The organism is Fusicatenibacter saccharivorans (assembly GCF_015557635.1).
Classification (GTDB): Bacteria; Bacillota; Clostridia; order Lachnospirales; family Lachnospiraceae; genus Fusicatenibacter; species Fusicatenibacter saccharivorans.
Window position 1 is genome coordinate 203,119 of sequence record NZ_JADNOP010000003.1, and the last position, 25,104, is coordinate 228,222.

The window sequence follows — 25,104 nt, forward strand, 5'->3', positions numbered from 1 at the left end:
AGACAAGAAATGCAGGAGTGGCGGAATTGGCAGACGCGCAGGCTTCAGGTGCCTGTGGTCGCAAGATCGTGTGGGTTCAAGTCCCATCTCCTGCATTATTTTTCGCTTTGCGTATCAAGAATTGGTCCGGTGGACCAATTCGGATTACCCTACCTGGAATGATGCAGAAACTTCCCGGCAGGGTCTTTTTATTTCTGTGCGGAGAAGATGTGCAGACGGGGAAAGAAAAACAGACGAATCTCAGATAGTGTAAAATTGTTTAAAATTATCGCTATTATCCATATTTTTCATAAAATCAAAAAAATTAAAAATTTTTCAAAAAAAGTGTTGACTTTTCTTTAGAAAGCTGTTATTATCTATCTTGTCAAGCGGACAACCGCTAAGACAACTAAGAAATGCAGGAGTGGCGGAATTGGCAGACGCGCAGGCTTCAGGTGCCTGTGGTCGCAAGATCGTGTGGGTTCAAGTCCCATCTCCTGCATTATTTTTTTGCTTTGCGTATCAAGAATTGGTCCGGTGGACCAATTCGGATTGCCCTGATGGGAAGTGTGAAAACTTTCCGTCAGGGTATTTTTATTTTTCCAGAAAAGAAAATAATTCCGACAGGACATTTTATGCCCAATACACACTTCAAAAGTATTCCAGAAAAGAAATTTCCGTAATTCGACAAAAATAGTTGAAATGTTTCCCTGGTTGTGATAGAATCTGAAAGATTAAAGTATGAGATGCATATTTCATACAAACTCAAAACCGAACGAAAAAGAAAGGAAAACGGTGGAATGATGAAAGCTTTTCTAATCTTAGAAGACGGGCATGTCTTTACCGGAACCAGCATTGGTTCACAAAAAGAAGTGATCAGTGAAATCGTATTTAATACATCCATGACTGGATATCTCGAAGTGCTGACTGACCCATCCTATGCGGGACAGGCAGTATGTATGACGTATCCTCTTATTGGAAACTATGGAATTTGTTATGATGATCAGGAGTCCTTAAGACCCTGGCCGGATGGCTATATTGTAAGAGAATTATCCCGTCTCCCCAGCAACTTCCGTTGCCAGGACACCATTCAGAATTTCCTGAAAAAGTTCGATATTCCCGGAATCGCCGGAATCGATACTCGTGCTCTCACCAAAATTCTTCGTGAAAAAGGTACCATGAACGGTATGATCACGACCAACGAAAATTATCACCTCGATGAAATTATTCCAAAATTAAAAGCGTATAATACCGGAAAAGTTGTAGAAAAGGTAACCTGCTCTGAAAAATCAGTTTTAAAAGGAGAAGGCTTTAAAGTTGCACTTCTGGATCTTGGCGCAAAGAACAACATCGCACGTTCCTTAAATGAGCGCGGATGCGAAGTGACCATTTATCCGGCGCTTACTACAGCAGAAGAGATCCTCGCCGCAAATCCGGACGGAATCATGCTGTCCAACGGCCCTGGAGATCCGAAAGAATGCGTATCCATTATCAAAGAGATTAAAAAACTGTACGATTCCAATGTACCGATCTTTGCAATCTGTCTTGGACATCAGCTGATGGCACTGGCTACCGGCGCAGATACCCACAAGATGAAATACGGCCACCGCGGCGGAAACCACCCGGTCAAGGACCTGGCAACCGGAAGAGTTTACATTTCTTCCCAGAACCACGGCTACGTCGTAGATACCGATACCCTGGATCCGAATGTGGCAGTTCCGGCCTTTGTGAACGTCAACGACGGCACCAACGAGGGACTCAAATACGTCGGCAAAAACATCTTTACCGTACAGTTCCATCCGGAGGCATGCCCTGGCCCGCAGGATTCCGGATACCTGTTTGATCGATTCCTTGAGATGATGGGAGGTAACAAATAATGCCAAAGAATCCGAATATTAAAAAAGTTCTGGTTATCGGTTCCGGTCCGATCGTCATCGGACAGGCAGCAGAGTTCGACTACGCAGGAACACAGGCGTGCCGTTCCCTGAAAGAAGAGGGAATGGAAGTTGTTCTTCTGAACTCCAACCCGGCAACCATCATGACCGATAAAGACATCGCAGACCGCGTTTACATCGAGCCGCTGACCGTAGAAGTGGTAGAGCAGCTCATCCAGAAGGAAAAACCGGACAGCGTTCTTCCGACTCTGGGAGGCCAGGCAGGACTGAACCTTGCGATGGAACTCGAAGAAAAAGGCTTCTTAAAAGAAAACAACGTACGCCTGATCGGTACCACAGCACAGACCATCAAAAAAGCAGAGGACCGTCAGGAATTCAAAGATACCATGGAAAAAATCGGCGAGCCGGTAGCGGCATCCCTGGTTGTCCATGATGTACAGGCTGGTATCGATTTCACCAACAAGATCGGTTATCCGGTTGTACTGCGTCCGGCTTACACCCTCGGCGGAAGCGGCGGCGGTATCGCTTACAACGAAGAAGAGCTGATCGAGATCCTCTCGAACGGACTCCGTCTTTCCCGTGTCGGCGAAGTACTCGTTGAAAGATGTATCGCCGGATGGAAAGAGATCGAGTACGAGGTAATGCGGGACAGCGTAGGAAACTGCATCACCGTCTGCAACATGGAGAACATCGACCCGGTCGGCGTTCACACCGGAGACAGTATTGTCGTAGCACCGTCCCAGACCCTGGGAGATAAAGAGTATCAGATGCTGCGTACTTCCGCACTCAACATCATCACCGAGCTCGGCATCACCGGCGGATGCAACGTACAGTATGCGTTGAATCCGGACAGCTTCGAGTACTGTGTTATCGAGGTAAATCCGCGTGTCAGCCGTTCTTCCGCACTGGCTTCCAAAGCGACCGGTTATCCGATTGCAAAGGTTGCTGCAAAGATCGCACTTGGCTACACTCTGGATGAGATCCCGAACGCCATTACCGGAAAAACCTACGCAAGCTTCGAGCCGATGCTGGATTACTGTGTTGTAAAAATCCCGCGTCTGCCGTTCGATAAGTTTATCAGTGCAAAACGTACCCTGACCACACAGATGAAGGCAACCGGTGAGGTTATGAGTATCTGCAACAACTTCGAGGGCGCGCTGATGAAAGCCATCCGTTCCCTGGAACAGCACGTAGATTCCCTGATGTCCTATGACTTCAGCCACCTGTCCAAAGACGAGCTGATCGAAGAGCTTCACATCGTAGACGATATGAGAATCTGGAGAATCGCAGAGGCGATCCGTCAGGGCATCTCCTACGACGAGATCCACGAGATCACCAAAATCGATGTATGGTTCATCGATAAGCTGGCTATCCTCGTTGAGATGGAGCAGGCATTACAGGCCAAAGAGCTGGATGAGGATCTGCTGCGCGAAGCAAAACGCCTTGAGTTCCCGGATTACCTGGTGGCAAAACTGGCAGGAAAGACCGAAGAAGAAGTAAAAGCGTTAAGAAAACAGTATGATATCACCGCAGCTTACAAGATGGTAGATACCTGTGCCGCTGAGTTCGCAGCAACCACACCGTATTACTATTCCGTATACGGCGGCGAAAACGAAGCTGTCGAGACAAACGACAGAAAGAAAGTCCTCGTCCTTGGTTCCGGCCCGATCCGTATCGGACAGGGTATCGAGTTTGACTTCTGCTCCGTACATTGTACCTGGGCATTCAAGAAAGAGGGCTATGAGACCATCATCATCAACAACAACCCGGAGACCGTCAGCACCGACTTCGATATCGCAGATAAACTGTATTTCGAGCCGCTGACACCGGAAGATGTAGAAAATATCGTCAACATCGAGCATCCGGACGGAGCCGTTGTACAGTTCGGCGGCCAGACCGCGATCAAGCTGACCGAAGCACTCCTGAAAATGGGTGTGCCGATCCTTGGAACATCTGCAGAGAACGTAGATGCCGCAGAGGACCGTGAGCTGTTCGATGAGATCCTGGAGCAGTGTGAAATCCCGCGTCCGAAGGGACACACCGTATTCACCGCAGAAGAGGCGAAAAAAGCAGCCAATGAGCTCGGCTATCCGGTACTCGTCCGCCCGTCCTACGTCCTTGGAGGACAGGGTATGCAGATCGCCATCAGCGATGAGGACGTCGATGAATTTATCGGCATCATCAACCGGATCGCACAGGAGCATCCGATCCTGGTTGATAAATATCTGCAGGGCAAGGAGATCGAGGTTGATGCAGTCTGCGACGGCACCGATATCCTGATTCCTGGTATCATGGAGCACATCGAGCGCGCCGGCGTTCACTCCGGAGACAGTATCTCCGTTTATCCGGCACAGAGCATCAGCCAGCATGCAAAAGACACCATCGTAGAGTATACGAAACGTCTGGCAAGATCCCTGCATGTCATCGGTATGATCAACATCCAGTTCATCGTATGCGGTGAGGATGTTTACGTCATCGAGGTCAACCCGCGTTCTTCTCGTACCGTGCCGTACATCAGCAAGGTAACCGGAATCCCGATCGTGCCGCTGGCAACGAAAGTCATCCTCGGCCACACGATCCGCGAGCTTGGCTACGAGCCGGGTCTGCAGAGAGAGGCAGATTACATTGCCATCAAGATGCCGGTATTCTCCTTCGAGAAGATCCGCGGCGCAGATATCGCCCTTGGACCGGAGATGAAATCCACCGGTGAGTGCCTTGGTATTGCAAAGACCTTCAACGAGGCTCTTTACAAAGCATTCCTCGGCGCCGGAATCAACCTGCCGAAATACAAAAACATGATCATCACCGTAAAGGATGAGGATAAAGAGGATATCGTTCCGATCGCACAGAGATTCCAGGCTCTCGGCTACAAGATCTATGCGACGAGAAATACCGCGAAAGCCCTGAACGAGAACGGCGTCAATGCGATCCGCACCAACAAGATCGAGCAGCCGTCCCCGAACCTGATGGACCTGATCCTCGGCCACAAGATCGACCTCGTCATCGATACTCCGTCCCAGGGTGTTGAGCACTCCAAAGACGGATTCGTCATCCGCCGGAACGCGATCGAGACAGGTGTCAACGTACTGACCTCTCTGGATACCGCAACCGCACTCGTAACCAGTCTGGAAAATACAGATGTGAAGAAGCTGACCCTGATCGATATCGCAACGATCGACAAGAGATAAGCATGATAGAAGCATAAAGCAAAGAAAAGCTCTCTGCTGCAGAAACAAAGCGGCAGAGAGCTTTTTTGGCCGAATGTGGGTTTGAATGGATTTTACAAAAAAGAAAACGTGACGCGCTTGTGTTTTTAGCATAAGTATGATAGATTTTTAATAGAATGCCAGAAAAGGGCATCCAATTCAAAAAGAGAAAGGTACATATCGTATGAACATCATTGAGTGGTTAAAGGTTATCCTGCTGGGTATCGTAGAGGGCATTACCGAGTGGCTTCCGATCAGCAGCACCGGCCACATGATTCTGGTAGATGAGTTTATTAAGCTGAATGTGACAGCTGATTTCAAGAATGTTTTTGAAGTTGTTATCCAGCTCGGTGCAATCCTTGCGGTTGTCGTCATCTATTTCTGGGATCTCTGGCCGTTTCATGGCAAAAGCAAAGCGAAAAGCAAGAGCTATTTTGCCAATCCAAGCGACAACAAGGTCTTTGCAGGTATGCAGAACTTTGTAGACAATTACTGTTATCTGGACAAAATTATCATGTGGTTCAAGATCGTCGTATCGTGTCTGCCGGCAGCCGTGATCGGACTGGCATTCAACGACTGGATCGAGGCCCATCTGATGAATTACGTGATCGTAGCACTGATGCTGATCATCTATGGTGTCCTCTTCATCATCATTGAGAATTACAACAAGACGAGAACACTGTCTGCAACAAAAATCAAAGAGATTACCTGGAAAAATGCGCTGTATATCGGTGTTTTCCAGCTCCTTTCCATCGTACCGGGAACTTCCCGTTCGGGAGCAACCATCATCGGCGGTATCCTGCTGGGATGCTCGAGAGAGCTGGCATCGGAGTACACGTTTTTCCTTGCCGTTCCGGTTATGTTCGGCGCGAGCCTTTTAAAACTGGTAAAACACGGCTTTGCCTTTACCGGTGTTGAGGTGGCGATCATGATCGTCGGCATGCTGGTGGCATTTGCGGTATCGATTTTTGCCATCAAATTCCTGATGCAGTACATCAAGAAGCACGATTTCAAAGCCTTCGGCTGGTACCGTATCGTACTCGGTGTGATTGTGCTGCTGTATTTCGTAATCAAAACCGTAATTCTGAAATCATAAAATCGAACAATTCCGAAAATTTACCAGGAAAAATAGAAGAAGAAGTATCGTAAAATGAAAAAAATTGTGCGATACTTCTTTTTTTACGCAAAAATTACAAAAAACCCTGTAAAAAGTAACCAAAAGCTGATATAATAGGACACAAGAGGGACGCAGAACCAGAAATTAAAAAAAATACCGAAAATTTGCCATATTTTTATTGACTAAAGATATTCTTATGGTAAAATAAATGTGTGCGCCCCGAGGATATCTTTATTTTCGGTGCAATCAGTATAGGGTGAACGTATCATCCAGGGCAATCTGGAAATACTTTACTATAACCTATCAAAATTACAAGTAGGAGGAAAAGTAACAATGGCAAAATGGGTTTACATGTTCACTGAAGGTAATGCAGACATGCGTAACCTTCTCGGTGGAAAAGGCGCAAACCTGGCTGAGATGACAAACCTGGGACTTCCTGTACCACAGGGATTCACGGTAACAACCGAGGCTTGTACACAGTACTATGAGGATGGCAGACAGATCAACGACGAGATCATGGGTCAGATCATGGAAGCAATCGATAAAATGGAAGGAATCACAGGAAAGAAATTCGGAGACGCTAAGAATCCGCTGCTCGTTTCTGTACGTTCCGGAGCAAGAGCTTCCATGCCAGGTATGATGGATACCATCCTGAACCTTGGTCTGAACGAAGAGGTTGTTGAAACTCTGTCACAGGCTTCCGGCAACCCACGTTGGGCTTGGGACTGCTACAGAAGATTCATTCAGATGTTCTCTGACGTAGTTATGGAAGTTGGTAAAAAATACTTCGAAGAGCTGATCGACAAGATGAAAGAGGAGAAAGGCGTAAAACAGGACGTAGATCTTGACGCAGATGACCTCAAAAAACTGGCTGAGCAGTTCAAAGCTGAGTACAAAGCTAAAATCGGTGAGGATTTCCCGACCGATCCTAAGGTACAGCTGATGGAGGCTGTAAAAGCCGTATTCCGTTCCTGGGACAACCCGAGAGCAAACGTTTATCGTCGTGACAACGACATCCCGTATTCCTGGGGTACCGCTGTTAACGTACAGATGATGGCATTCGGAAACATGGGAGATGACTGTGGTACAGGTGTTGCCTTCACCCGTGACCCTGCTACAGGAGAGAACGGACTGTTCGGTGAGTTCCTTACCAACGCACAGGGCGAGGACGTAGTTGCCGGTGTTCGTACACCTATGCACATTTCTGAGATGGAAGAGAAATTCCCGGAAGCTTTCAAACAGTTCAAAGAAGTTTGCAAAACTCTGGAAACACACTACAGAGATATGCAGGACATGGAGTTCACTGTAGAGCACGGTAAACTGTACATGCTGCAGACACGTAACGGTAAGAGAACAGCAAAAGCTGCTCTGAAAATCGCCTGCGACCTTGTAGATGAGGGAATGAGAACAGAGGAAGAGGCAGTTGCAATGATCGATCCTCGTAACCTTGACTCTCTGCTTCATCCGCAGTTCGATGCAAAAGCACTGAAAGAGGCTACTCCAATGGCAAAAGCACTGGGAGCATCTCCGGGAGCTGCTTGCGGTAAAATCGTCTTCACAGCTGATGACGCTGTTGCATGGGCTGAAAGAGGAGAAAAAGTTGTTCTGGTTCGTCTTGAGACATCCCCAGAAGATATCACAGGTATGAAATCTGCACAGGGTATCCTGACTGTTCGTGGTGGTATGACTTCCCACGCAGCCGTAGTTGCCCGTGGTATGGGAACCTGCTGTGTATCCGGTTGCGGTGATATCGTAATGGACGAGGCAAACAAGAAATTCACACTGGCTGGCAAAGAGTTCCACGAGGGAGACTGCATCTCTCTGGATGGTTCTACAGGATGCATCTATGACGGACTGATCCCGACCGTAGACGCTACCATCGCTGGCGAGTTCGGAAGAATCATGGGCTGGGCAGATAAATACAGAACCATGAAAGTTCGTACAAACGCTGATACTCCGGCAGACGCTAAAAAAGCTCGTGAGCTTGGCGCAGAAGGTATTGGTCTTTGCCGTACAGAGCATATGTTCTTCGAAGGCAACAGAATCGATGCATTCCGTGAGATGATCTGCGCTGAAACCGTAGAAGAGAGAGAAGCAGCACTTGCTAAGATCCTTCCGGAGCAGCAGGGAGACTTCGAGAAGCTGTATGAAGCTCTGGAAGGCAACCCGGTTACCATCCGTTTCCTGGATCCGCCGCTTCATGAGTTCGTTCCGACTGAGGAAGAGGACATCAAGAAACTGGCTGACGCACAGGGCAAATCTGTTGAGCAGATCAAAGCAATCATCGCTGGTCTGCATGAGTTCAACCCGATGATGGGTCATCGTGGATGCCGTCTTGCTGTAACTTATCCGGAAATCGCTAAGATGCAGACAAGCGCAGTAATCCGCGCAGCCATCAACGTGAAGAAAGCTCATCCGGATTGGAATGTTAAACCGGAAATCATGATCCCGCTTGTTGGCGATATCAAAGAGCTGAAATACGTTAAGAAATTCGTAGTAGAGACCGCTGACGCTGAAATCGCAGCTGCAGGCAGCGACCTTGAATACGAAGTTGGTACCATGATCGAGATCCCGAGAGCAGCTCTGACTGCAGATGAGATCGCAAAAGAGGCAGACTTCTTCTGCTTTGGAACCAACGACCTTACTCAGATGACTTACGGATTCTCCCGTGACGATGCTGGTAAATTCCTGAACGCTTACTATGACGCTAAGATCTTCGAGAACGATCCATTCGCAAAACTCGATCAGGACGGCGTTGGCAAGCTGATGAAGATGGCTATCGATCTTGGAAGACCGGTTAACTCTTCTCTGCACGTAGGTATCTGCGGTGAGCACGGTGGAGATCCGAGCTCCGTAGAGTTCTGCAACAAACTGGGTCTGGACTATGTTTCCTGCTCACCGTTCCGTGTGCCGATCGCCCGTCTGGCAGCAGCTCAGGCAGCTATCGCTCAGAAGAACGCTTAATTTAAGCAGAATCTGTCCGAATCAGGATTTTCATGCAATAGCATGATTTGTGTTCAAACGTAAGGAGACCCCGGCGGTCTGTAGAAATACAGGCGCCGGGGTCTTTTTTATCAATCGTTTAAAATCAAAGTGGGAGGGAAAACGGATGCAGAATGAAACAGCCAAAGAAAACCTGCTGCGGCAGATCCGGGAATACCGTCCGTACAATGAGCAGGAAGAGCGGGATCGGGCGATTCTGCTGAAATGGATGGAGAGCGGATGCGATATTTTGACGCGGGAAAATGAGACCGCACATCTGACTGCCTCCGCCTGGGTCGTAAGCCCGGATCGGAAGCAGGTGCTGATGGCGTATCACAATATTTACCATTCCTGGGCATGGCTCGGCGGCCACGCGGACGGAGATGCGGATCTTTGCAGCGTGGCGGTAAGAGAAGTGAAGGAGGAATCCGGGATTGAAGAGGTGAAGCTCTTATCGGATCAGCCATTCTCGCTCGAAATCCTGTCGGTGGACGGCCATGTGAAGCGCGGAAAGTACGTGACGACACATCTCCATCTGAATGTGACATATCTCATGGAAGCAGACCCGGTACAGGAAATCCGCTGCAAGCCGGATGAAAACAGCGCAGTCGGCTGGATTCCGGTGGAGCAGATCGCAGAAAAATCGACAGAGCCATGGTTTGTGGAGCGTGTGTATGGCAAGCTGTGTGAGAAAGTGAAAAGAGATTTCTGTGAAGTGTAATATGCAATCCGCGTATGAACTGCCATTTAGAATAAGCATTAGACAAATGAGCTGTTAGATGTCTAAAATAGAGACAGAAAGAAAAATGGCAGGAGGGGTTTTATGTTTACAAATCAGGATTTGAAAAAGCTGATTATTCCGCTTTTCCTAGAGCAGCTTCTGGTGGCTCTGGTCGGAATTGCGGACGTGTTTGTTATCGGATTTGTCGGAGAGGCGGCGGTTTCCGGTGTGTCACTGGTCAATGCGTTTAATATGATCTTTATCAATCTGTTCACAGCGCTGGCATCCGGCGGTGCGGTGGTCATCAGCCAGTATATCGGAAAGAAGGACAAGGAGCAGGCGGGAGCGGCAGCTTCCCAGCTTCTGACGGCATCGGTATTGCTGTCGGTTGTTATTTCTGTAGTGGTACTGGTTGCCAACGAACAGCTGATGCGTTTGATGTTCGGCAAGGTTGAGGATGATGTCATGGCGGCATGCGTGACGTATCTGCGTATCTCGGCATATTCCTATCCGGCAATGGCGATTTACAATGCGGGAGCGGCTTTGTACCGCAGTTTTGGAAAAACCAGCACGACGATGTACCTTTCGATTGCATCGAATGTGATCAACGTAGTCGGAAACTGTATCGGCGTCTTTGCTTTGCATACAGGTGTGCCTGGCGTTGCGGTTCCGTCGCTGATTGCGCGTATCTTTTCCGCAGCTGTTATCACGGTTCTCTGCTTCTCAAAGCGAAATCCGGTGCAGTATCTGAAAGAGTGGATTTTTAAAGTAGACTTGAGCTTCCAGAAAACGATCCTCAGTATCGCAGTTCCGAACGGTATCGAGAGCGGTATTTTCCAGCTCGTCAAAGTAGCACTTTCCAGTGTGGTAGCACTGTTTGGTACCTACCAGATTGCCGCAAACGGCATTGCCCAGAGTATATGGTCCATGGCGGCACTCACAAGCAGTGCACTTTCCCCAGTATTCATCACCGTCATCGGACAGTGCATGGGCGCGGGAGATACTGATCAGGCGGAGTATTATTTCCGCAAGCTGATAAAAATCACACTGATCATTGGAGTGGCATGGAATGCGCTTGTCTTTGCAGTCACACCGTTTGTCCTTTCCTTCTATGCGGTGTCCGAGGAGACGAAGCGGCTGACACTCTGGCTGGTACTGCTGCATAATATTTTCAACGGTATTGCACTCTGCTACGCCGGACCGCTTGGAAGCGGCCTTCGTGCGACAGGAGATGTAAAATTCACAATGGGAATTTCCCTCTTCACGACCATCGGCGTCCGCCTGATTTTCTCTGTGATTTTTGCAATCTGGATGAACATGGGCGTTATGGGAATCGCTCTTGCGATGTGCCTCGACTGGTCCGTGCGCGGCATCATCTTCTGGTGGAGATTCAAACAGGGCAAGTGGAAAACGTTTCAGGTTATCCGTGAGTGAAAAAACGATCCTCTTTTTCTGACGACAGAAAAGTTGTTGGGAAAAGGGGATTTTTGGGGTAAAAGGGATTATTTCGGCGCGTTGAAAATCATGCCGGGGTATGGTAAAATGGACTCCGAAAAACAGCAAAAGGAGGAAAATATAAGTAACTAAATATATTGTCAAATGTGATATAATGTGTTTAAACATACAAAAGGAGAATCATATTATGAACACATCAAATATCACAAACTACAAGCCGAAGGATTTTGCTGAATTGTTAGGGATATCTGTTAAAACGCTACAGCGTTGGGACAGAGAAGGGATTTTAAAAGCAAATCGAACTCCAACTGACAGGCGTTATTATACGTATGACCAATATCTTCAATTCAAAGGCATAAATATCGAAAATGATAAACGTCAGGCAGTTATTTATGCCAGAGTATCTACAAAAAATCAAAAAGACGATTTGCAAAACCAGGTCGCATTTTTACGACAGTTTTGTAATGCCAGGGGAATCATTGTAGACCAATGTATCGAAGAGTATGGAAGTGGTCTTAATTACAACCGCAAAAAGTGGAATAAATTATTAGATGAAGTAATGGAACAGAAAGTAAAAACGATCATCATAACCCACAAAGACAGATTTATCCGATTCGGTTATGATTGGTTTGAAAAATTCTGTATGAAATGCAACACAACGATCGTGGTGGTAAACAACGAAGAATTATCACCACAGGAAGAACTTGTACAGGATATTGTTTCCATACTTCATGTGTTCTCCTGCAGGCTGTATGGACTTCGTAAGTATAAAAAACAAATAGAGAGGGACGAGGAAATTGCTAAAGAGCTTCAGGACGGAAATTCATCCGACAGAAGAGCAGAAAGTCAGGATTCATAAAACAATAGGAACTTGTAGATTTATTTATAATTTCTATCTGGCCCATAACAAAGAACTTTATCAAAATGGCGAAAAATTCATGAGCAGCAGTAAATTCAGAGTCTGGCTGAATCATGAATACCTTCCACAACATCCAGAATATTTATGGATTAAGGAAGCATACTCAAAAGCGGTGACCCAGGCAGTAAATCATGGACAGACTGCATTTAAAAAATTCTTTAATCATGAAAGTGCTTTTCCGAAGTTCAAAAAGAAAGGCAGATCAGATGTGAAGATGTATTTCGTAAAGAATAATCCGAAAGATTGTCGCTGCGAGAGACACCGAGTTAACATTCCATCACTTGGATGGGTTCGTATCAAAGAAAAAGGATACATTCCTACGACGAAAGAAGGATATATCATAAAAAGCGGCCATGTTTCCATGAAAGCGGGCAGATATTATGTTTCGGCTCTTATAGAAATTCCTGATAATAAAACTGCTGATCTTTCTAACGAAGGAATCGGCATCGACCTGGGGTTAAAGGATTTTGCCATTGTTTCAAATGGTAAGACATATAAGAATATCAACAAATCAGCAAGATTAAAGAAATTAGAAAAACGACTCGTTCGGGAACAGAGATGTCTCTCCCGAAAGTATGAAAATCTAAAGAAAGGAGAGTCCACTCAAAGAGCGAATATACAAAAACAAAAACTTAAGGTACAAAAACTTCATCATAAAATAGACAATATCCGTACGGATTACATCAATAAGACAATCGCAGAGATCGTAAAAACCAAACCATCTTATATAACGATTGAAGACTTAAACGTATCGGGAATGATGAAGAACAAACATCTTTCAAGAGCAGTTGCTTCGCAGAAGTTTTACGAATTCAGAATAAAGCTTAAGGCGAAAAGCAGGGAAAATGGTATTGAGCTTCGGGTTGCAGACAGATGGTATCCATCATCAAAAATCTGCCATTGTTGTGGAATGATCAAGAAAGATTTAAAACTTTCAGATAGAATATTTCGATGTCATTGTGGCTATGTCGAAGACAGGGATTTCAATGCGGCACTGAATCTGAGAGGTGTAAAAACTTACAAGATTGCATAAGGACGCAAATGTAAGTATGTACCGAAGGCTATTTCGGGAATTAACGACTGTGGAGTGTACATGGATCTACGAGTAGATATGATTTCGGTCAATCAAAAGTATACACAAGGAAGCAGTAAGTAAGATTCGTGAGAACTTACATTATCTCGATGTGATAAGTATATTTAATCACATTTTGAGTGGCAGGACATGACAGAAGATGAATGATATGAAGCGTCTGCTCTCGTATGCAGGTCCCTACAAGCGGGATATGATTTTCGGAGCAGTGCTGGTATTGGTAGAAACGTGTTTTGAACTTTTTATTCCGATTCTGATTTCCAATCTGATTGACATCGGCGTTGCGAACGGCGATATCCCTTACATTTACCGCAAGGGAATCCAGATGGGAGTCTGCGCGCTCTGTGCGCTTGTGACCGGAATTTTATACGCGCACTTTGCGGCGCGGGCGACGTACGGCTGGGGAGCTGAGATCCGGAAGGCGGAGTATGAGAAAATGCAGCAGTATGCATTTTCCAACCTCGACCACTTTGCGGTATCATCCCTGATCACCCGTATGACGACGGATGTTACCGTCATCCAGAATATGGTAAGCGCCGGCTTCCGCCCGATCACGCGCGGACCGTCGCTTCTGATTATGGGAATCGGCCTTTCATTCTATATGAATCCGCGGCTGGCATTTGTATTCCTTGTATGTACCCCGCTTCTTGGCTTTATTCTCTCCCTGATTGTGCGGAGAGTTGCCCCGATGTACACAAAACTGCAGTCCATGGTGGACCGCCTGAACAACGTTGTCCAGGAGGGGCTGACCGCGATCCGTGCCGTCAAAGCTTTCGTGCGGGATGAGTACGAGGAAGACAAATTCAACGAGGTCAACACCGACCTGACCGCAGCGAGCGAGCAGACGTTCCACTACGCCGTGCTGAATCTGCCGGCATTTCAGGGCGTCATGTATACCGCGATCGTGCTGATTCTGTGGTTCGGCGGAAATATGATTCTGAAAAAACAGCTTGCCGTCGGAAACCTGACCGGATTTCTAAGCTACGTCATGCAGGTCATGAACTCGATGATGATGATTGCAAACGTCTTCCTGCTTCTGACCCGTTCCATGGCGAGCGCACACCGGATTGTCGAGGTGCTCGATGAGAAAATCGTGCTCACCTCGCCGGAAAATGGTGTAACAGAAGTGACAGAGGGCAGCGTGGAGTTTGACAACGTATCGTTTAAATACAAAGGAGAAGCAAAAGAGTACGCACTCTCCGATGTTACGCTGAAGATCAAAGCTGGTCAGACGGTAGGAATCCTCGGAGGAACAGGTTCTTCGAAAACGACGCTGGTGCAGCTCATTCCGCGTCTGTATGATACCAGCCGCGGCACCGTCCGCGTCGGCGGAAAGGATGTGCGCGCGTACGATCTTGCCGCTCTCCGCGATGCAGTCAATATCATTCTGCAGAAAAACGTGCTGTTCTCCGGAACCGTGCGTGAAAACCTGAAATGGGGCAATGTGGATGCATCCGATGAGGAGATCTGGGAAGCATGCCGCGCGGCGTGTGCGGATGAATTTTTGAACCGCATGCCGGACGGCCTCGACACCGTGCTCGAGCAGGGCGCAAGCAACCTCTCCGGAGGCCAGAAGCAGCGTCTCTGCATCGCGCGTGCGCTGATCGGAAAGGCAAAAATCCTGATCTTCGATGATTCGACAAGTGCGGTCGACACGGCAACGGAGAAAAAGATCCGCGAGGCACTGGCGGCGCGGAAGAATGTCACAAAAATTATCATTGCGCAGAGAGTAACATCCGTCATGAATACGGATCAGATCATCATTCTTGATGACGGAAAAGTACACCGGATCGGCACGCACGCTGAACTGCTGGCGGATGACCCGATTTATCAGGAAATTTACGCCTCACAGATGAAAGGAGGAGACGAAAATGGCAGCGAGAGCTTATAGCGGAAAGAAACCAAAGAACCTGAAACACACGCTGCGCGTCTTCCTGTCTTATCTGGGACGGCACAAAAAAATGCTCGCAGTCGTAGCGGTACTGGTAACAATCAGCGCGGGAGCCAACCTCCTTGGAACGTATATGATCCGCCCGGTTGTCAACGGACTGGCGGACGGAGATGTGCACACACTGCTGCGCGGCGTGCTGATTACGGCACTCATTTTCGGGTGCGGCGCACTCGCAGCATACGGCTACACGCAGACCATGGTAAAAGCAGCACAGCAGGTTGTATTTGATATCCGCCGCGATCTGTTCGAACACGTCCAGACACTGCCGCTGCAGTTCTTCGACAGCAGACGCCACGGCGATATCATGAGTCTTTTCACGAACGATATCGACACGATGGCAGATGCCCTGAACAACAGTTTTGCGATGGTTATCCAGAGCTTCATCCAGATTGTGGGAACACTGACCTTGCTGTATATCCTAAACTGGCGGCTCTCGCTGATTGTAACGGTGTGCTACGGTATCATGTTCTGGTATATCAAGTTCAGCGGAAAGCGCAGCAAGGGTTATTATACGAAGCAGCAGAACAGCCTCGGAGAACTGAACGGCTATATTGAGGAGCTGATCACCGGACAGAAAGTCGTCAAGGTGTTCCACCACGAAGAAGAGAGCTTTACGGAATTCTGCAAAAAGAATGAGGAGCTCCGGAAAGCGGGAACCGGCGCGCAGGGGTATGCGGCGACGATGGTTCCTGTCGTTGTCAGCATTTCGTATGTCAATTATGCGATTGTGGCAGTGCTCGGCGGCCTTCTCGCGCTGCACGGAAAAGCCGATATCGGAAGCCTGGCAAGCTACCTTGTCTTTGTCCGCCAGGCGGCGCTTCCGATCAACCAGTTCACCCAGCAGAGCAACTTCCTTCTCTCAGCGCTCGCCGGTGCGGAGCGTGTCTTCGACGTGATGAGCCTGGAGCCGGAAATCGACGAGGGAAAAGTGGAACTGGTCAACGTAAAAGAAGAGAACGGCGCACTTGCCGTCTGCGAAGAGACAACAGGCCGCTGGGCATGGAAGCGCCCGGATGGAACGATGACGGAATTAAAGGGCGATGTGCGTTTTGAAAACGTGGATTTCGGCTACACGGCAGACCGTCTGATCTTAAAGAACATCAGCCTGTATGCCAAACCAGGCCAGAAAATTGCTTTTGTCGGTTCCACAGGAGCCGGAAAAACGACGATCACGAACCTGATCAACCGTTTCTACGACGTCCAGGGCGGTGCGGTTGTCTACGACGGCATTGACGTAAAAGATATCGAAAAAGACGCTTTGCGCCACTCCCTTGGTATCGTTCTGCAGGATACCCATCTGTTCACGGGAACCGTAGCAGAAAATATCCGTTTTGGAAAACTCGATGCCACGCAGGAAGAAATTGAACGTGCGGCCAAAATTGCGAATGCGGATTCCTTCATCCGCCGTCTGCCGAACGGCTACGACACGATGCTGACCTCCGACGGAGCCAACCTCTCCCAGGGCCAGCGCCAGCTTCTCGCGATTGCCCGTGCCGCCGTTGCCGATCCGCCGGTGCTGATTCTTGACGAGGCAACATCCTCCGTTGACACCAGAACCGAGGCGCTGATCGAAAAAGGAATGGACCAGCTCATGGAGGGCAGAACCGTATTTGTCATCGCCCACCGCTTAAGCACCGTGCGAAACGCCAATGCGATCATGGTGCTGGAGCAGGGAAATATCGTAGAGCGCGGCGACCACGACGCACTTCTGGCACAGAAAGGAAAATATTATCAGCTCTATCATGGAATGTTTGAGCTGAGTTAAAAAGAAAGGAGTAAAGAGTATGAGAAAATATAACCGTATTTTTCTGATCGTCCTGGATTCTCTCGGAATCGGGGCGATGGCGGATTCGGAGAAGTTTGGGGATGTCGGTGTCAATACTTTCGGCCACATCTGGGAGAGTCAGGGAGGCCTTGAAATCCCGAACCTGCGCCGCCTCGGCATGGGAAATCTCTGCGGTGTGACAGAGGATGAGGCAAAGGGTTACGCCAGAAGACTGAACGAGGCGAGCAACGGAAAAGACACCATGACCGGCCACTGGGAGATGATGGGAATTTACACGACAAAGCCGTTCGTTACGTTCACCGATCACGGATTTCCGAAAGAACTGATCGACGAGCTGGAAAAACGAACCGGCAGAAAGATCATCGGCAATAAGGCGGCGAGCGGAACGGAGATCCTCGATGAGCTGGCAGAGCGCGAGATCGAAAACGGAGAACTGATCGTCTATACCTCGGCGGATTCCGTACTGCAGATCTGCGGCAACGAGGAGACGATGGGACTGGAGACGCTGTATCATTACTGCGAGATTGCCCGTGAGCTGACCATGAAAGACGAGTGGAAAGTCGGCCGTGTCATTGCAAGACCGTACGTCGGAAAGAAAAAAGGAGAGTTCGTCCGCACCGCAAACCGTCACGACTACGCTGTCAAACCGACGGGAAAAACCGTGCTCAACGCGATGCAGGAGGCAGGATATGATGTCATCAGCATCGGAAAAATCAACGATATTTTCTGCGGCGAGGGCATCACGGAGAGTCTGAAATCCAAGAGCAGCGTCCACGGCATGGAGCAGACGATTGAGACGGCAGGAAAAGATTTTACCGGACTGTGCTTTGTCAACCTCGTCGATTTCGATGCACTCTGGGGCCACAGAAGAAACCCGGAAGGCTACGGAAAAGAGATTGAAAAATTCGATGTGAACCTTGGAAAGCTGCTGGAGCAGTTAAAAGACGACGATCTGCTCCTGATCACGGCAGACCACGGCAACGACCCGACTTATACCGGAACGGACCACACCAGAGAACAGGCGCCGCTCCTTGCGTACTCACCGTCTATGAAGGAGAGCGGCCTTCAGGAGACGAAGGACACCTTTGCCGTGATCGGCGCATCCGTTGCAGAAAACTTCGGCGTGGAAATGCCGGAGGGAACGATCGGAACATCGATCCTGGAATCGTGGAAATAAGGAAGCGATGGCGTTTTCAGCTGAGGCGGTAAGAACCTTTCGAAAGTTTCACAAGCTGTCCTTCTTCGAGCAGCTTCTTTAAAACCCGCTGGAGCTGGCGGCGGCTGCAGTGGAGCTGCATGGCCATCTTTTCCACGCCGGAAAACGTCTGATCCGGACAGCGCTCTGAGAGATAAGAGAGGAAGGATTCCTCGAGCGTGGAAAAATTCGACTGGGAGCTGGAATAAAGCATCAGCTTTTCGGTGACAGAGTTTAAAAGATATCGTAAAAAGCGGTTGTCGTTCAGCAGAAGCTCTTTCGTGGAAGCGAGCGGCAGAACAATACAAAGCGCGGTGGTGCGTGCCTCGATCTGGTGCGTATCATCGCGTTTTCCGCAGAATTCCATATCGCCGATGCAGGTAAAGCCGTCGAGATAGCCGATCGGGTAGCTCGTGCCGTCGGCGCGGTTGGCGCTGATCTCGATGGAACCGTCCACGAGGAACGAGAGGTATTCCTCCGGATTCAGCGTGTCGAGCCGTTCGCCCTTTTTAAATTGATACAGAGAAAATGCGAGATCCGGGGTATCGAAAAGAGATGGGATTTCATGTTTCTGAAGATAAAAGTCCAGCAGAGCCGGATCAAAAATTCGTTTCATAGGAAAATCCTTTCACAGAAAAATTTTTTGGAAAACTTTTTCTTTATTGTGACATATGACACAAGAAAAAGCAAGAAAGTCTGCTAAGATAAACCAGAACGAAAAAGAGGAAAGGGGAGTTTTCAAAATGGAAAACGAATTATTTGAGAAAACAAAAGTGTCCAAAGCATATATGACGCTCGCACTTCCGGTCGTGCTCGGCATGATCGTGTCGCTGATCTATAATATGGTAGATACTTTTTTCATCGCGCGGACCGGAAACACGGCGCTGATTGCCGGCGTATCGCTCGGCACACCGATTTTCACGCTGATGATTGCACTCGGTGACATCTTCGGCGTCGGCGGCAGTTCCGTCATTTCGCGCCTCTTCGGTAAAAAAGAGTACGAGGACGGAAGACGGATCAGCGTATTCTGCTTTTACGCAGCGATTGCTGTCGGCATTGTGGTCAGCATCATCCTGCTTGCCGCCAAACAGCCGATCCTTGGCCTGCTTGGCTGTGATGAGACGACGTGGCAGTATGCGGGGGACTATTACCAGTGGATTGCACTCGGCGCACCGTTTATCATCCTGCAGCTGACGCCGAACAATCTTCTTCGGACCGAGGGCTTCGCAAAAGCCTCGATGATCGGAACAATGCTGGGAGCCGTCGTCAACATCATTCTTGACCCGATCTTTATTTACACGCTCGGCATGGGAGCAGCCGGAGCAGCGATTGCAACGGTGATTGGCAACATCTGCGGTGATATTTTCTATGTTATCTTTATGATAAAGAAATGCCGCTATCTCTCCGTCGATTTCCGAAAACTGAAAGTGACCGGAGCAGAGGTACTTGCCGTTCTTGCCATCGGCATTCCGGCATCCGTCACAAACTTTATGCAGAGCATCGGCGTGACGCTGACGAACCGATTTTTGCAGCCGTATGGAACGGACAAAGTTGCAGCGATGGGAATTGCTTTGAAAATTATTATGATTTCTGTTCTTGTGATGGTCGGTTTCGCTTTTGGCGGACAGCCGCTGGTCGGATACAATTATGGAGCGAAAAATAAAAAACGCCTCAGTGAGACGATCCGCTTTGCCTTCCTCCTGGAAGTGCTGACCGGTGCCGGAATGGCGGTTGTGCTCGGTGCGGCGGCTCCGCTTCTCGTGGGACTATTCTTAAAAGAGGCGGATGTCATTGCAGTGGCCCAGCAGATCCTCCGCGTTCAGCTCATTGGTATGCCGTTTGTTGGTATCGTACTCGCATCGACCTGTATTTTCCAGGCGATCGGAAACGGGGCAGGAGCAATGATTCTTTCGGCAGGACGTCAGGGCGTGATTTTTGCCATTGTAATTTTCTGCGCTTCGAAACTTGCCGGTTTTTCCAGTGTTATTGCCTCCCAGCCGGTTTCTGATTTTCTGACCGCATTGGTGGCTGTGATGATTCTGCTTCAGTGGAAAAAGAAAGAATTTGCAAAATAAGAAAGAACAGCAAAGCGGCTGCGGCACAGCGTTCCGGAACGGGAACCTGCCGCAGCCGCTTTTGGAGTGCGCAAAAAAACAGAATTCCTGCACAGGCGGCTGCCATGTCAAAAACACGTAAAAGTGATGAAAAAACGTCTCTTAATTCGGCAGTATTACGGGATTGCATTCTGAGAAAACAAGATATAAAATGGCATGAGATTCGACAAAAAGGGGAAGCAAAAACATACGACAATAGGGAGGACATCACATGGAAACAAAGAAAAGCGCAGCAAAAGATCTGACCAACGGCAGCCCGGTAAAACTGATTCTGGGGTTTGCGCTGCCGCTGCTGCTCGGCATGCTGTTTCAGCAGTTCTACAGCATGGTCGATACGATTATTGTAGGAAAATTTCTCGGCGCGAAAGCACTCGCGGCCGTTGGAAGCACAGGTTCGATCAACTTTATGATCGTGGGCTTCTGTATGGGAATCTGCAACGGATTTGCCATTCCGGTTGCGCAGATGTTCGGCGCAGGCGACCGGAAGGCTCTGTGCCGGTATGTGGGAAACGGAGCTGTCCTGGCAGGTCTTTTTTCGGTTGTGATGACGGTTCTTGTCTGCATCTGGTGCCGTGATATTCTGGTGCTGATGAAAACGCCGTCTGATATTCTGGACGGTGCATACGCTTATATCTTCGTCATTTTCCTTGGCATCCCGCTGATGGTACTCTATAACCAGACCTCGGCGATCATGCGAAGCCTCGGCGACAGCCGTTCCCCCTTGATTTTTCTTGGTATTTCTTCGGTACTGAATATTGTACTTGACCTTGTGCTGGTCCGCCCGATGGGAGTGGCAGGAACGGCGTGGGCGACGATTATTGCGCAGGGAATCTCCGGGTTCTTATGTCTCTTTTATATGAAGAAAAAATTCACAATTCTCACTTTCCAGAGAGAGGACTGGAAGCTGCACAAGCACTATGTGATCAATCTGTGCAACATGGGAATCCCGATGGGCCTGCAGTATTCGATCACCGCAATCGGAAGCGTTATTTTACAGACTGCCGTCAACGGCCTTGGTTCCACGGCGGTTGCCTCTGTCACGGCAGCCGGCAAAATTTCCATGTTCTGCTGCTGCCCGTTCGATGCGCTCGGCTCCACGATGGCGACGTACGCCGGACAGAACGTCGGAGCGAAAAAGATGGATCGCGTCAACACCGGAATCCTGGCGAGCTCAATCATCGGAAGCGTGTATTCTGTGGTTATTTTAGGTGTCATGTTCCTGTGGTCCCGCCAGATTTCGCTTCTCTTTGTAGATGCATCCGAGACGGTCATCCTCGACCAGGCGCGTCAGATGCTGCTGATCAACATGGTATTTTACATTCCGCTGACCCTTGTCAATGTCGTACGATTTACCGTGCAGGGCATGGGCTTCAGCAAATTTGCAATCCTTGCCGGCGTCTGCGAGATGATCGGCCGTTCGGTGGTAGCCTTTTTCCTTGTTCCGTATTTTGGTTACACCGCAGTCTGCTTCGCAAGCCCGGTGGCATGGATTCTCGCCGATCTGTTTCTCGTTCCGGCGTACCTGTACTGCGCAAAAACGCTTCGTTCTCTTTTTGAGAAAAATGCGCAGATGATGTAAGCCGTGCCGCAAGATGGACAAGCTGTTTCAATTCTGGTATAATGGAGCCTGGATTTTAGGAAAGCTGAAAAAGAATCCCATAGAAGAGAGGAAGATATCCTATGAAACAGTCGGTATTAGAATATAAGAAACTTCTGGAGCAGGAAGGCCTTCTGGTGGAATTTGCAGAGCCGGAAGGAAAAGAAGGAGAGGACAGACCCGTTACCCTCGTAACGTATTTTTCGGGCGGAGCGGCTCAGGGAACTCTGTTTCTCTGCAAAGGAGCTGCATTCAAAGAGGCATACTTAAAAGACGCCGTAAACCGCGGTGCTGTTGCCTATGTAAGTGAAAAAAAATACGAAGCGGGAAAAGAAATTCCGGCGCTCATCGTCAACGATGCCAGAAAAGCACAGTTTGTGCTGGGTGAGGCGTTTTACGATTATCCGGCAAAGTCGCTGCATGTCACGGCGCTGACCGGAACAAAAGGAAAGACAACGACAGCCTATTACCTGCAGTCGATGCTCGATGCCTGCCTGAAAAAACAGGGCGGAAACGGATGTGCACTGTTAAGTTCGATTGAATATTACGACGGAAAGACGAGAGAAGCATCAACGCTCACCACGCCGGAATCCCTGGAGCTGTGCCGCCATATGCGCAATGCCGTAGATGCAGGCCTTTCCCATATGGTGATGGAAGCATCCTCCCAGGCGCTCAAATACGAGAGAGTCGGAAACACGCATTTTGATACCGCCATTTTCCTGAACATCTCCGAGGACCACATCAGCCCGACGGAGCACAAGGATTTTGATGATTATTTCCAGTCGAAATTAAAGATCTTCGACCGCTGCACCTGCGCCTGCGTGAACCTGGACAGCGACCATATCGAGGAAATCCTGAAAGCTGCGGCAAAATGCGAGCGCGTCGTTACGTTTGGATCGAAAGAAAATGCTGTAATCCGCGTGAGTGATATCAAGCCGGGCAGAGGAAAATTCTATTTCCATGTGGCAGGACCGGATTTCTCGGAAGATTTTACCCTGCCGGTGCACGGAGCCTTCAATGTGGAGAATGCCGTAGCTGCCATTGCGGCTGCCTGGTCGATGGGAATCCCGGTTTCGCTGATCAAGGAAAGCCTCCTTGGCGTCACCGTTCCGGGAAGGATGGAGACGTATGAGAGCAGCGCGGGCGAGGTCACGGCGATCGTGGATTTCGCGCACAATGGCCTGAGTTTTGAAAAAATGTTTGATACCGTAGCACTCGAATACCCGGGGAGCCGCGTAAGCGTTGTGTTCGGAACCCCGGGCGGAAAAGCATTCAACCGCAGAAAAGATATGGGTGAGATTTCCGGAAAACGGGCGGACCGGATTTTCCTCGTACCGGATGATCCGGGAAACGAAGATCCGCAGGCGATCTGTGAGGAGATCGGCGGGTACATAGCAAAGGAAGGTGCATCCTTCCAGATCCGCATGGACCGCGGAGCAGCAATCCGGGAGGCGATTCTTGGCGCCGTACCGGGAGAGGTTGTTCTGATCCTTGGAAAAGGCGCGGACGTGACGATGCACGTCGGAAACAGAAATGTGCCGTACCGGTCAGATGCCGTCTATGCAAAAGAGGCGCTTGCCGAATATGGAAATGCATTTGCCGAAGCGGCAACGGCTCGTGAAACAGAAGAATAGAAGCAAAAACAGAAAAAACAGAGCAAAAAAGACACGGAACAGAAAAATCCGTGTCTTTTTTGCGTCTGGCGGCAGCAGAAATGAAAATCAGACAGGAAATTTGGCGGATACATCCTACAAAATGTAGAAAAGAAGGACAGAAACTAGCCCGTATGACGAAAAGTTGTTAAAAATATAACGAACGAAAGTTAGACGTGTGAAACTAAACACAGAAAGCAAAAACCCGGGAACCATGCGGAAAAAGACGAATTCTGCGGGATGAAGGACAAAGCTGTAAGTTTTTGGAAAGAATTCTTGTGAAAAAGAACAAAAAATGGTATAATTGTATTGAAATATATCCAGAACACCCCTTCTGGAAGCGTACGGGCTCAGTGAGAAAAAAGATTTCACGAAAATGCTCGAAAAAAACACTTGTTAAATTCTTGTCATAGTGCTATGATAAGGAAAGTGAAAAATTTATCAATCACAAAAACCAACTAGGGGTATTTTAGAAAGGAGTATTTATGAGCAGCAAGATTACCATCATTGGAGCTGGAAGCGTTGGATCTACGATCGCCTATACACTGTCGAACGAAGACATCGCGTCTGAGATTGTTCTCATCGATATTAACAAGAAAAAAGTAGAGGGAGAGGTTATGGATATCGCGCAGGGTACCTGCTTCCGCGATCCGGTCTCCATCATCGCAGGTGAGTATGAGGATGCCAAGGACTCTGATATCGTAATTATTACTTCCGGTATTGCAAGAAAGCCTGGCCAGACCCGTATTGAGCTGACCCAGACCAACGTAAACATCTTAAAATCCATCACACCGGAAATCGTAAAAGCGGCTCCGAATGCCATCTACATCATTGTAAGCAACCCGGTTGATATCATGACCTACGTGTTTACAAAGATCTCCGGACTTCCGGAAAACCAGATCCTTGGTTCTGGTACCATGCTGGATTCCGCAAGACTTCGCTGCGGACTGTCTGAACACCTCAACATTGCCCAGAAAAACATCCACGCTTACGTATTCGGTGAGCACGGCGATACTTCCTTCATTCCGTGGAGCGGCGCTTACGTTTCCGGTGTCAGCCTGGACGAGTACTACGAGACCGTAGAAAAAATGGGCAAGAACGTAACCAAGATCGACAAAGATGCTATGCTGGAGTACGTAAGAACTTCCGGCGGACAGGTTATTGCAAACAAAGGAGCTACTTTCTATGCAGTATCTGTTGCAGTATGCAAACTGGTAGCAACCATTCTTTCTTCTTCCGATTCTGTAGCAACCGTATCTTCCATGATGCACGGTGAGTACGGCATCGAGGAGGTATGCTTAAGCACACTGACCCTCGTTGGACCGAAAGGCGTACAGGGCAAGATTCCGATGCGTATGACAAAAGAGGAAGTAGAAAAACTCAAAGCAAGTGCCGACGCATTAAAAGCAGTTATCGCACAGATCGAGCACTAAGAGCGGGCAATA

The 25,104-nt window shown here is 48.6% G+C and carries 17 protein-coding genes and 2 tRNA genes; 18 read left to right on the top strand and 1 reads right to left on the bottom strand.

What is annotated here, in order from left to right:
- The first annotated feature begins 11 nt into the window (after positions 1–11).
- The 13 genes from I2G42_RS04070 to I2G42_RS04130 all read left to right on the top strand — a co-directional run bounded on the left by I2G42_RS04070 (position 12) and on the right by I2G42_RS04130 (position 18,278).
- A tRNA-Leu gene (locus I2G42_RS04070) sits at positions 12–95 on the top strand.
- A gap of 302 nt (positions 96–397) precedes the next feature.
- Positions 398–481: transfer RNA gene (locus tag I2G42_RS04075), tRNA-Leu, on the top strand.
- A gap of 301 nt (positions 482–782) precedes the next feature.
- Positions 783–1,856, top strand: coding sequence for a carbamoyl phosphate synthase small subunit (locus tag I2G42_RS04080; RefSeq protein ID WP_055219571.1), 1,074 nt, complete (start codon positions 783–785; stop codon positions 1,854–1,856).
- Positions 1,856–5,062 carry a carbamoyl-phosphate synthase large subunit gene (gene carB / locus I2G42_RS04085; protein WP_022462958.1) on the top strand — a complete coding sequence of 1,069 codons (3,207 nt, stop codon included), beginning with the start codon at positions 1,856–1,858 and terminating at the stop codon, positions 5,060–5,062. The genes I2G42_RS04080 and carB overlap by 1 nt, the downstream gene beginning before the upstream one ends.
- Before the next feature lie 202 nt (positions 5,063–5,264).
- Positions 5,265–6,176, top strand: coding sequence for an undecaprenyl-diphosphate phosphatase (locus I2G42_RS04090; RefSeq protein ID WP_118595187.1), 912 nt, complete (start codon positions 5,265–5,267; stop codon positions 6,174–6,176).
- Between the two features lie 354 nt (positions 6,177–6,530).
- Complete coding sequence (ppdK, locus tag I2G42_RS04095) at positions 6,531–9,161, top strand: pyruvate, phosphate dikinase (RefSeq protein ID WP_118595188.1); 2,631 nt, start codon at positions 6,531–6,533, stop codon at positions 9,159–9,161.
- A 145-nt stretch (positions 9,162–9,306) separates the two neighbouring features.
- Complete coding sequence (locus tag I2G42_RS04100; RefSeq protein WP_022462955.1) at positions 9,307–9,900, top strand: NUDIX hydrolase; 594 nt, start codon at positions 9,307–9,309, stop codon at positions 9,898–9,900.
- A 102-nt stretch (positions 9,901–10,002) separates the two neighbouring features.
- Entirely contained in the window at positions 10,003–11,334 is a 1,332-nt protein-coding gene (locus I2G42_RS04105) for an MATE family efflux transporter (protein WP_117814222.1), read from the top strand.
- Positions 11,335–11,557: 223 nt separating this feature from the next.
- Entirely contained in the window at positions 11,558–12,214 is a 657-nt protein-coding gene (locus I2G42_RS04110) for an IS607 family transposase (RefSeq protein WP_167622812.1), read from the top strand.
- The gene (locus I2G42_RS04115) at positions 12,153–13,307 is read left to right on the top strand and encodes an RNA-guided endonuclease InsQ/TnpB family protein (protein ID WP_055227538.1); all 1,155 of its coding nucleotides are present in this window, start codon (positions 12,153–12,155) and stop codon (positions 13,305–13,307) included. The genes I2G42_RS04110 and I2G42_RS04115 overlap by 62 nt, the downstream gene beginning before the upstream one ends.
- A 208-nt stretch (positions 13,308–13,515) precedes the next feature.
- Positions 13,516–15,255 carry an ABC transporter ATP-binding protein gene (locus tag I2G42_RS04120; protein WP_334299334.1) on the top strand — a complete coding sequence of 580 codons (1,740 nt, stop codon included), beginning with the start codon at positions 13,516–13,518 and terminating at the stop codon, positions 15,253–15,255.
- The gene (locus I2G42_RS04125) at positions 15,236–17,080 is read left to right on the top strand and encodes an ABC transporter ATP-binding protein (protein WP_117509216.1); all 1,845 of its coding nucleotides are present in this window, start codon (positions 15,236–15,238) and stop codon (positions 17,078–17,080) included. The genes I2G42_RS04120 and I2G42_RS04125 overlap by 20 nt, the downstream gene beginning before the upstream one ends.
- A gap of 19 nt (positions 17,081–17,099) precedes the next feature.
- The gene (locus I2G42_RS04130) at positions 17,100–18,278 is read left to right on the top strand and encodes a phosphopentomutase (RefSeq protein ID WP_195530759.1); all 1,179 of its coding nucleotides are present in this window, start codon (positions 17,100–17,102) and stop codon (positions 18,276–18,278) included.
- 16 nt (positions 18,279–18,294) lie between these two features.
- On the opposite strand, the gene I2G42_RS04135 is transcribed toward I2G42_RS04130, so the two are convergent.
- Positions 18,295–18,912 (bottom strand): hypothetical protein, encoded by a 618-nt coding sequence (locus I2G42_RS04135; protein ID WP_117760883.1) that lies wholly within the window; start codon positions 18,910–18,912, stop codon positions 18,295–18,297.
- Positions 18,913–19,039: 127 nt separating this feature from the next.
- Between I2G42_RS04135 and I2G42_RS04140 the strand changes: the two genes are divergently transcribed.
- The 5 genes from I2G42_RS04140 (at position 19,040) to I2G42_RS04160 (ending at position 25,092) form a co-directional block, all read left to right on the top strand.
- A complete protein-coding gene (locus I2G42_RS04140; RefSeq protein ID WP_195530760.1) occupies positions 19,040–20,371 on the top strand; it encodes an MATE family efflux transporter in 1,332 nt (443 codons plus the stop codon).
- Positions 20,344–20,655 (top strand): hypothetical protein, encoded by a 312-nt coding sequence (locus tag I2G42_RS04145; RefSeq protein WP_147345092.1) that lies wholly within the window; start codon positions 20,344–20,346, stop codon positions 20,653–20,655. The genes I2G42_RS04140 and I2G42_RS04145 overlap by 28 nt, the downstream gene beginning before the upstream one ends.
- Positions 20,622–21,989: an MATE family efflux transporter gene (locus tag I2G42_RS04150; protein ID WP_117760885.1), complete on the top strand. Its 1,368-nt coding sequence runs from the start codon at positions 20,622–20,624 to the stop codon at positions 21,987–21,989. The genes I2G42_RS04145 and I2G42_RS04150 overlap by 34 nt, the downstream gene beginning before the upstream one ends.
- 101 nt (positions 21,990–22,090) lie before the next feature.
- Positions 22,091–23,641 (top strand): Mur ligase family protein, encoded by a 1,551-nt coding sequence (locus tag I2G42_RS04155; RefSeq protein WP_119208289.1) that lies wholly within the window; start codon positions 22,091–22,093, stop codon positions 23,639–23,641.
- Positions 23,642–24,144: 503 nt separating this feature from the next.
- Positions 24,145–25,092: an L-lactate dehydrogenase gene (locus tag I2G42_RS04160; protein WP_022461167.1), complete on the top strand. Its 948-nt coding sequence runs from the start codon at positions 24,145–24,147 to the stop codon at positions 25,090–25,092.
- Positions 25,093–25,104: the final 12 nt, after the last annotated feature.

Excerpts from the sequence above, each read along its gene's own strand:
- I2G42_RS04080 (WP_055219571.1), top strand. The coding sequence starts at position 783 with ATGAAAGCTTTTCTAATCTTAGAAGACGGGCATGTCTTTACCGGAACC.
- carB (WP_022462958.1), top strand. The coding sequence starts at position 1,856 with ATGCCAAAGAATCCGAATATTAAAAAAGTTCTGGTTATCGGTTCCGGT.
- I2G42_RS04090 (WP_118595187.1), top strand. The coding sequence starts at position 5,265 with ATGAACATCATTGAGTGGTTAAAGGTTATCCTGCTGGGTATCGTAGAG.
- ppdK (WP_118595188.1), top strand. The coding sequence starts at position 6,531 with ATGGCAAAATGGGTTTACATGTTCACTGAAGGTAATGCAGACATGCGT.
- I2G42_RS04100 (WP_022462955.1), top strand. The coding sequence starts at position 9,307 with ATGCAGAATGAAACAGCCAAAGAAAACCTGCTGCGGCAGATCCGGGAA.
- I2G42_RS04105 (WP_117814222.1), top strand. The coding sequence starts at position 10,003 with ATGTTTACAAATCAGGATTTGAAAAAGCTGATTATTCCGCTTTTCCTA.
- I2G42_RS04120 (WP_334299334.1), top strand. The coding sequence starts at position 13,516 with ATGAAGCGTCTGCTCTCGTATGCAGGTCCCTACAAGCGGGATATGATT.
- I2G42_RS04125 (WP_117509216.1), top strand. The coding sequence starts at position 15,236 with ATGGCAGCGAGAGCTTATAGCGGAAAGAAACCAAAGAACCTGAAACAC.
- I2G42_RS04130 (WP_195530759.1), top strand. The coding sequence starts at position 17,100 with ATGAGAAAATATAACCGTATTTTTCTGATCGTCCTGGATTCTCTCGGA.
- I2G42_RS04135 (WP_117760883.1), bottom strand. The coding sequence starts at position 18,912 with ATGAAACGAATTTTTGATCCGGCTCTGCTGGACTTTTATCTTCAGAAA.
- I2G42_RS04140 (WP_195530760.1), top strand. The coding sequence starts at position 19,040 with ATGGAAAACGAATTATTTGAGAAAACAAAAGTGTCCAAAGCATATATG.
- I2G42_RS04150 (WP_117760885.1), top strand. The coding sequence starts at position 20,622 with ATGGAAACAAAGAAAAGCGCAGCAAAAGATCTGACCAACGGCAGCCCG.
- I2G42_RS04155 (WP_119208289.1), top strand. The coding sequence starts at position 22,091 with ATGAAACAGTCGGTATTAGAATATAAGAAACTTCTGGAGCAGGAAGGC.
- I2G42_RS04160 (WP_022461167.1), top strand. The coding sequence starts at position 24,145 with ATGAGCAGCAAGATTACCATCATTGGAGCTGGAAGCGTTGGATCTACG.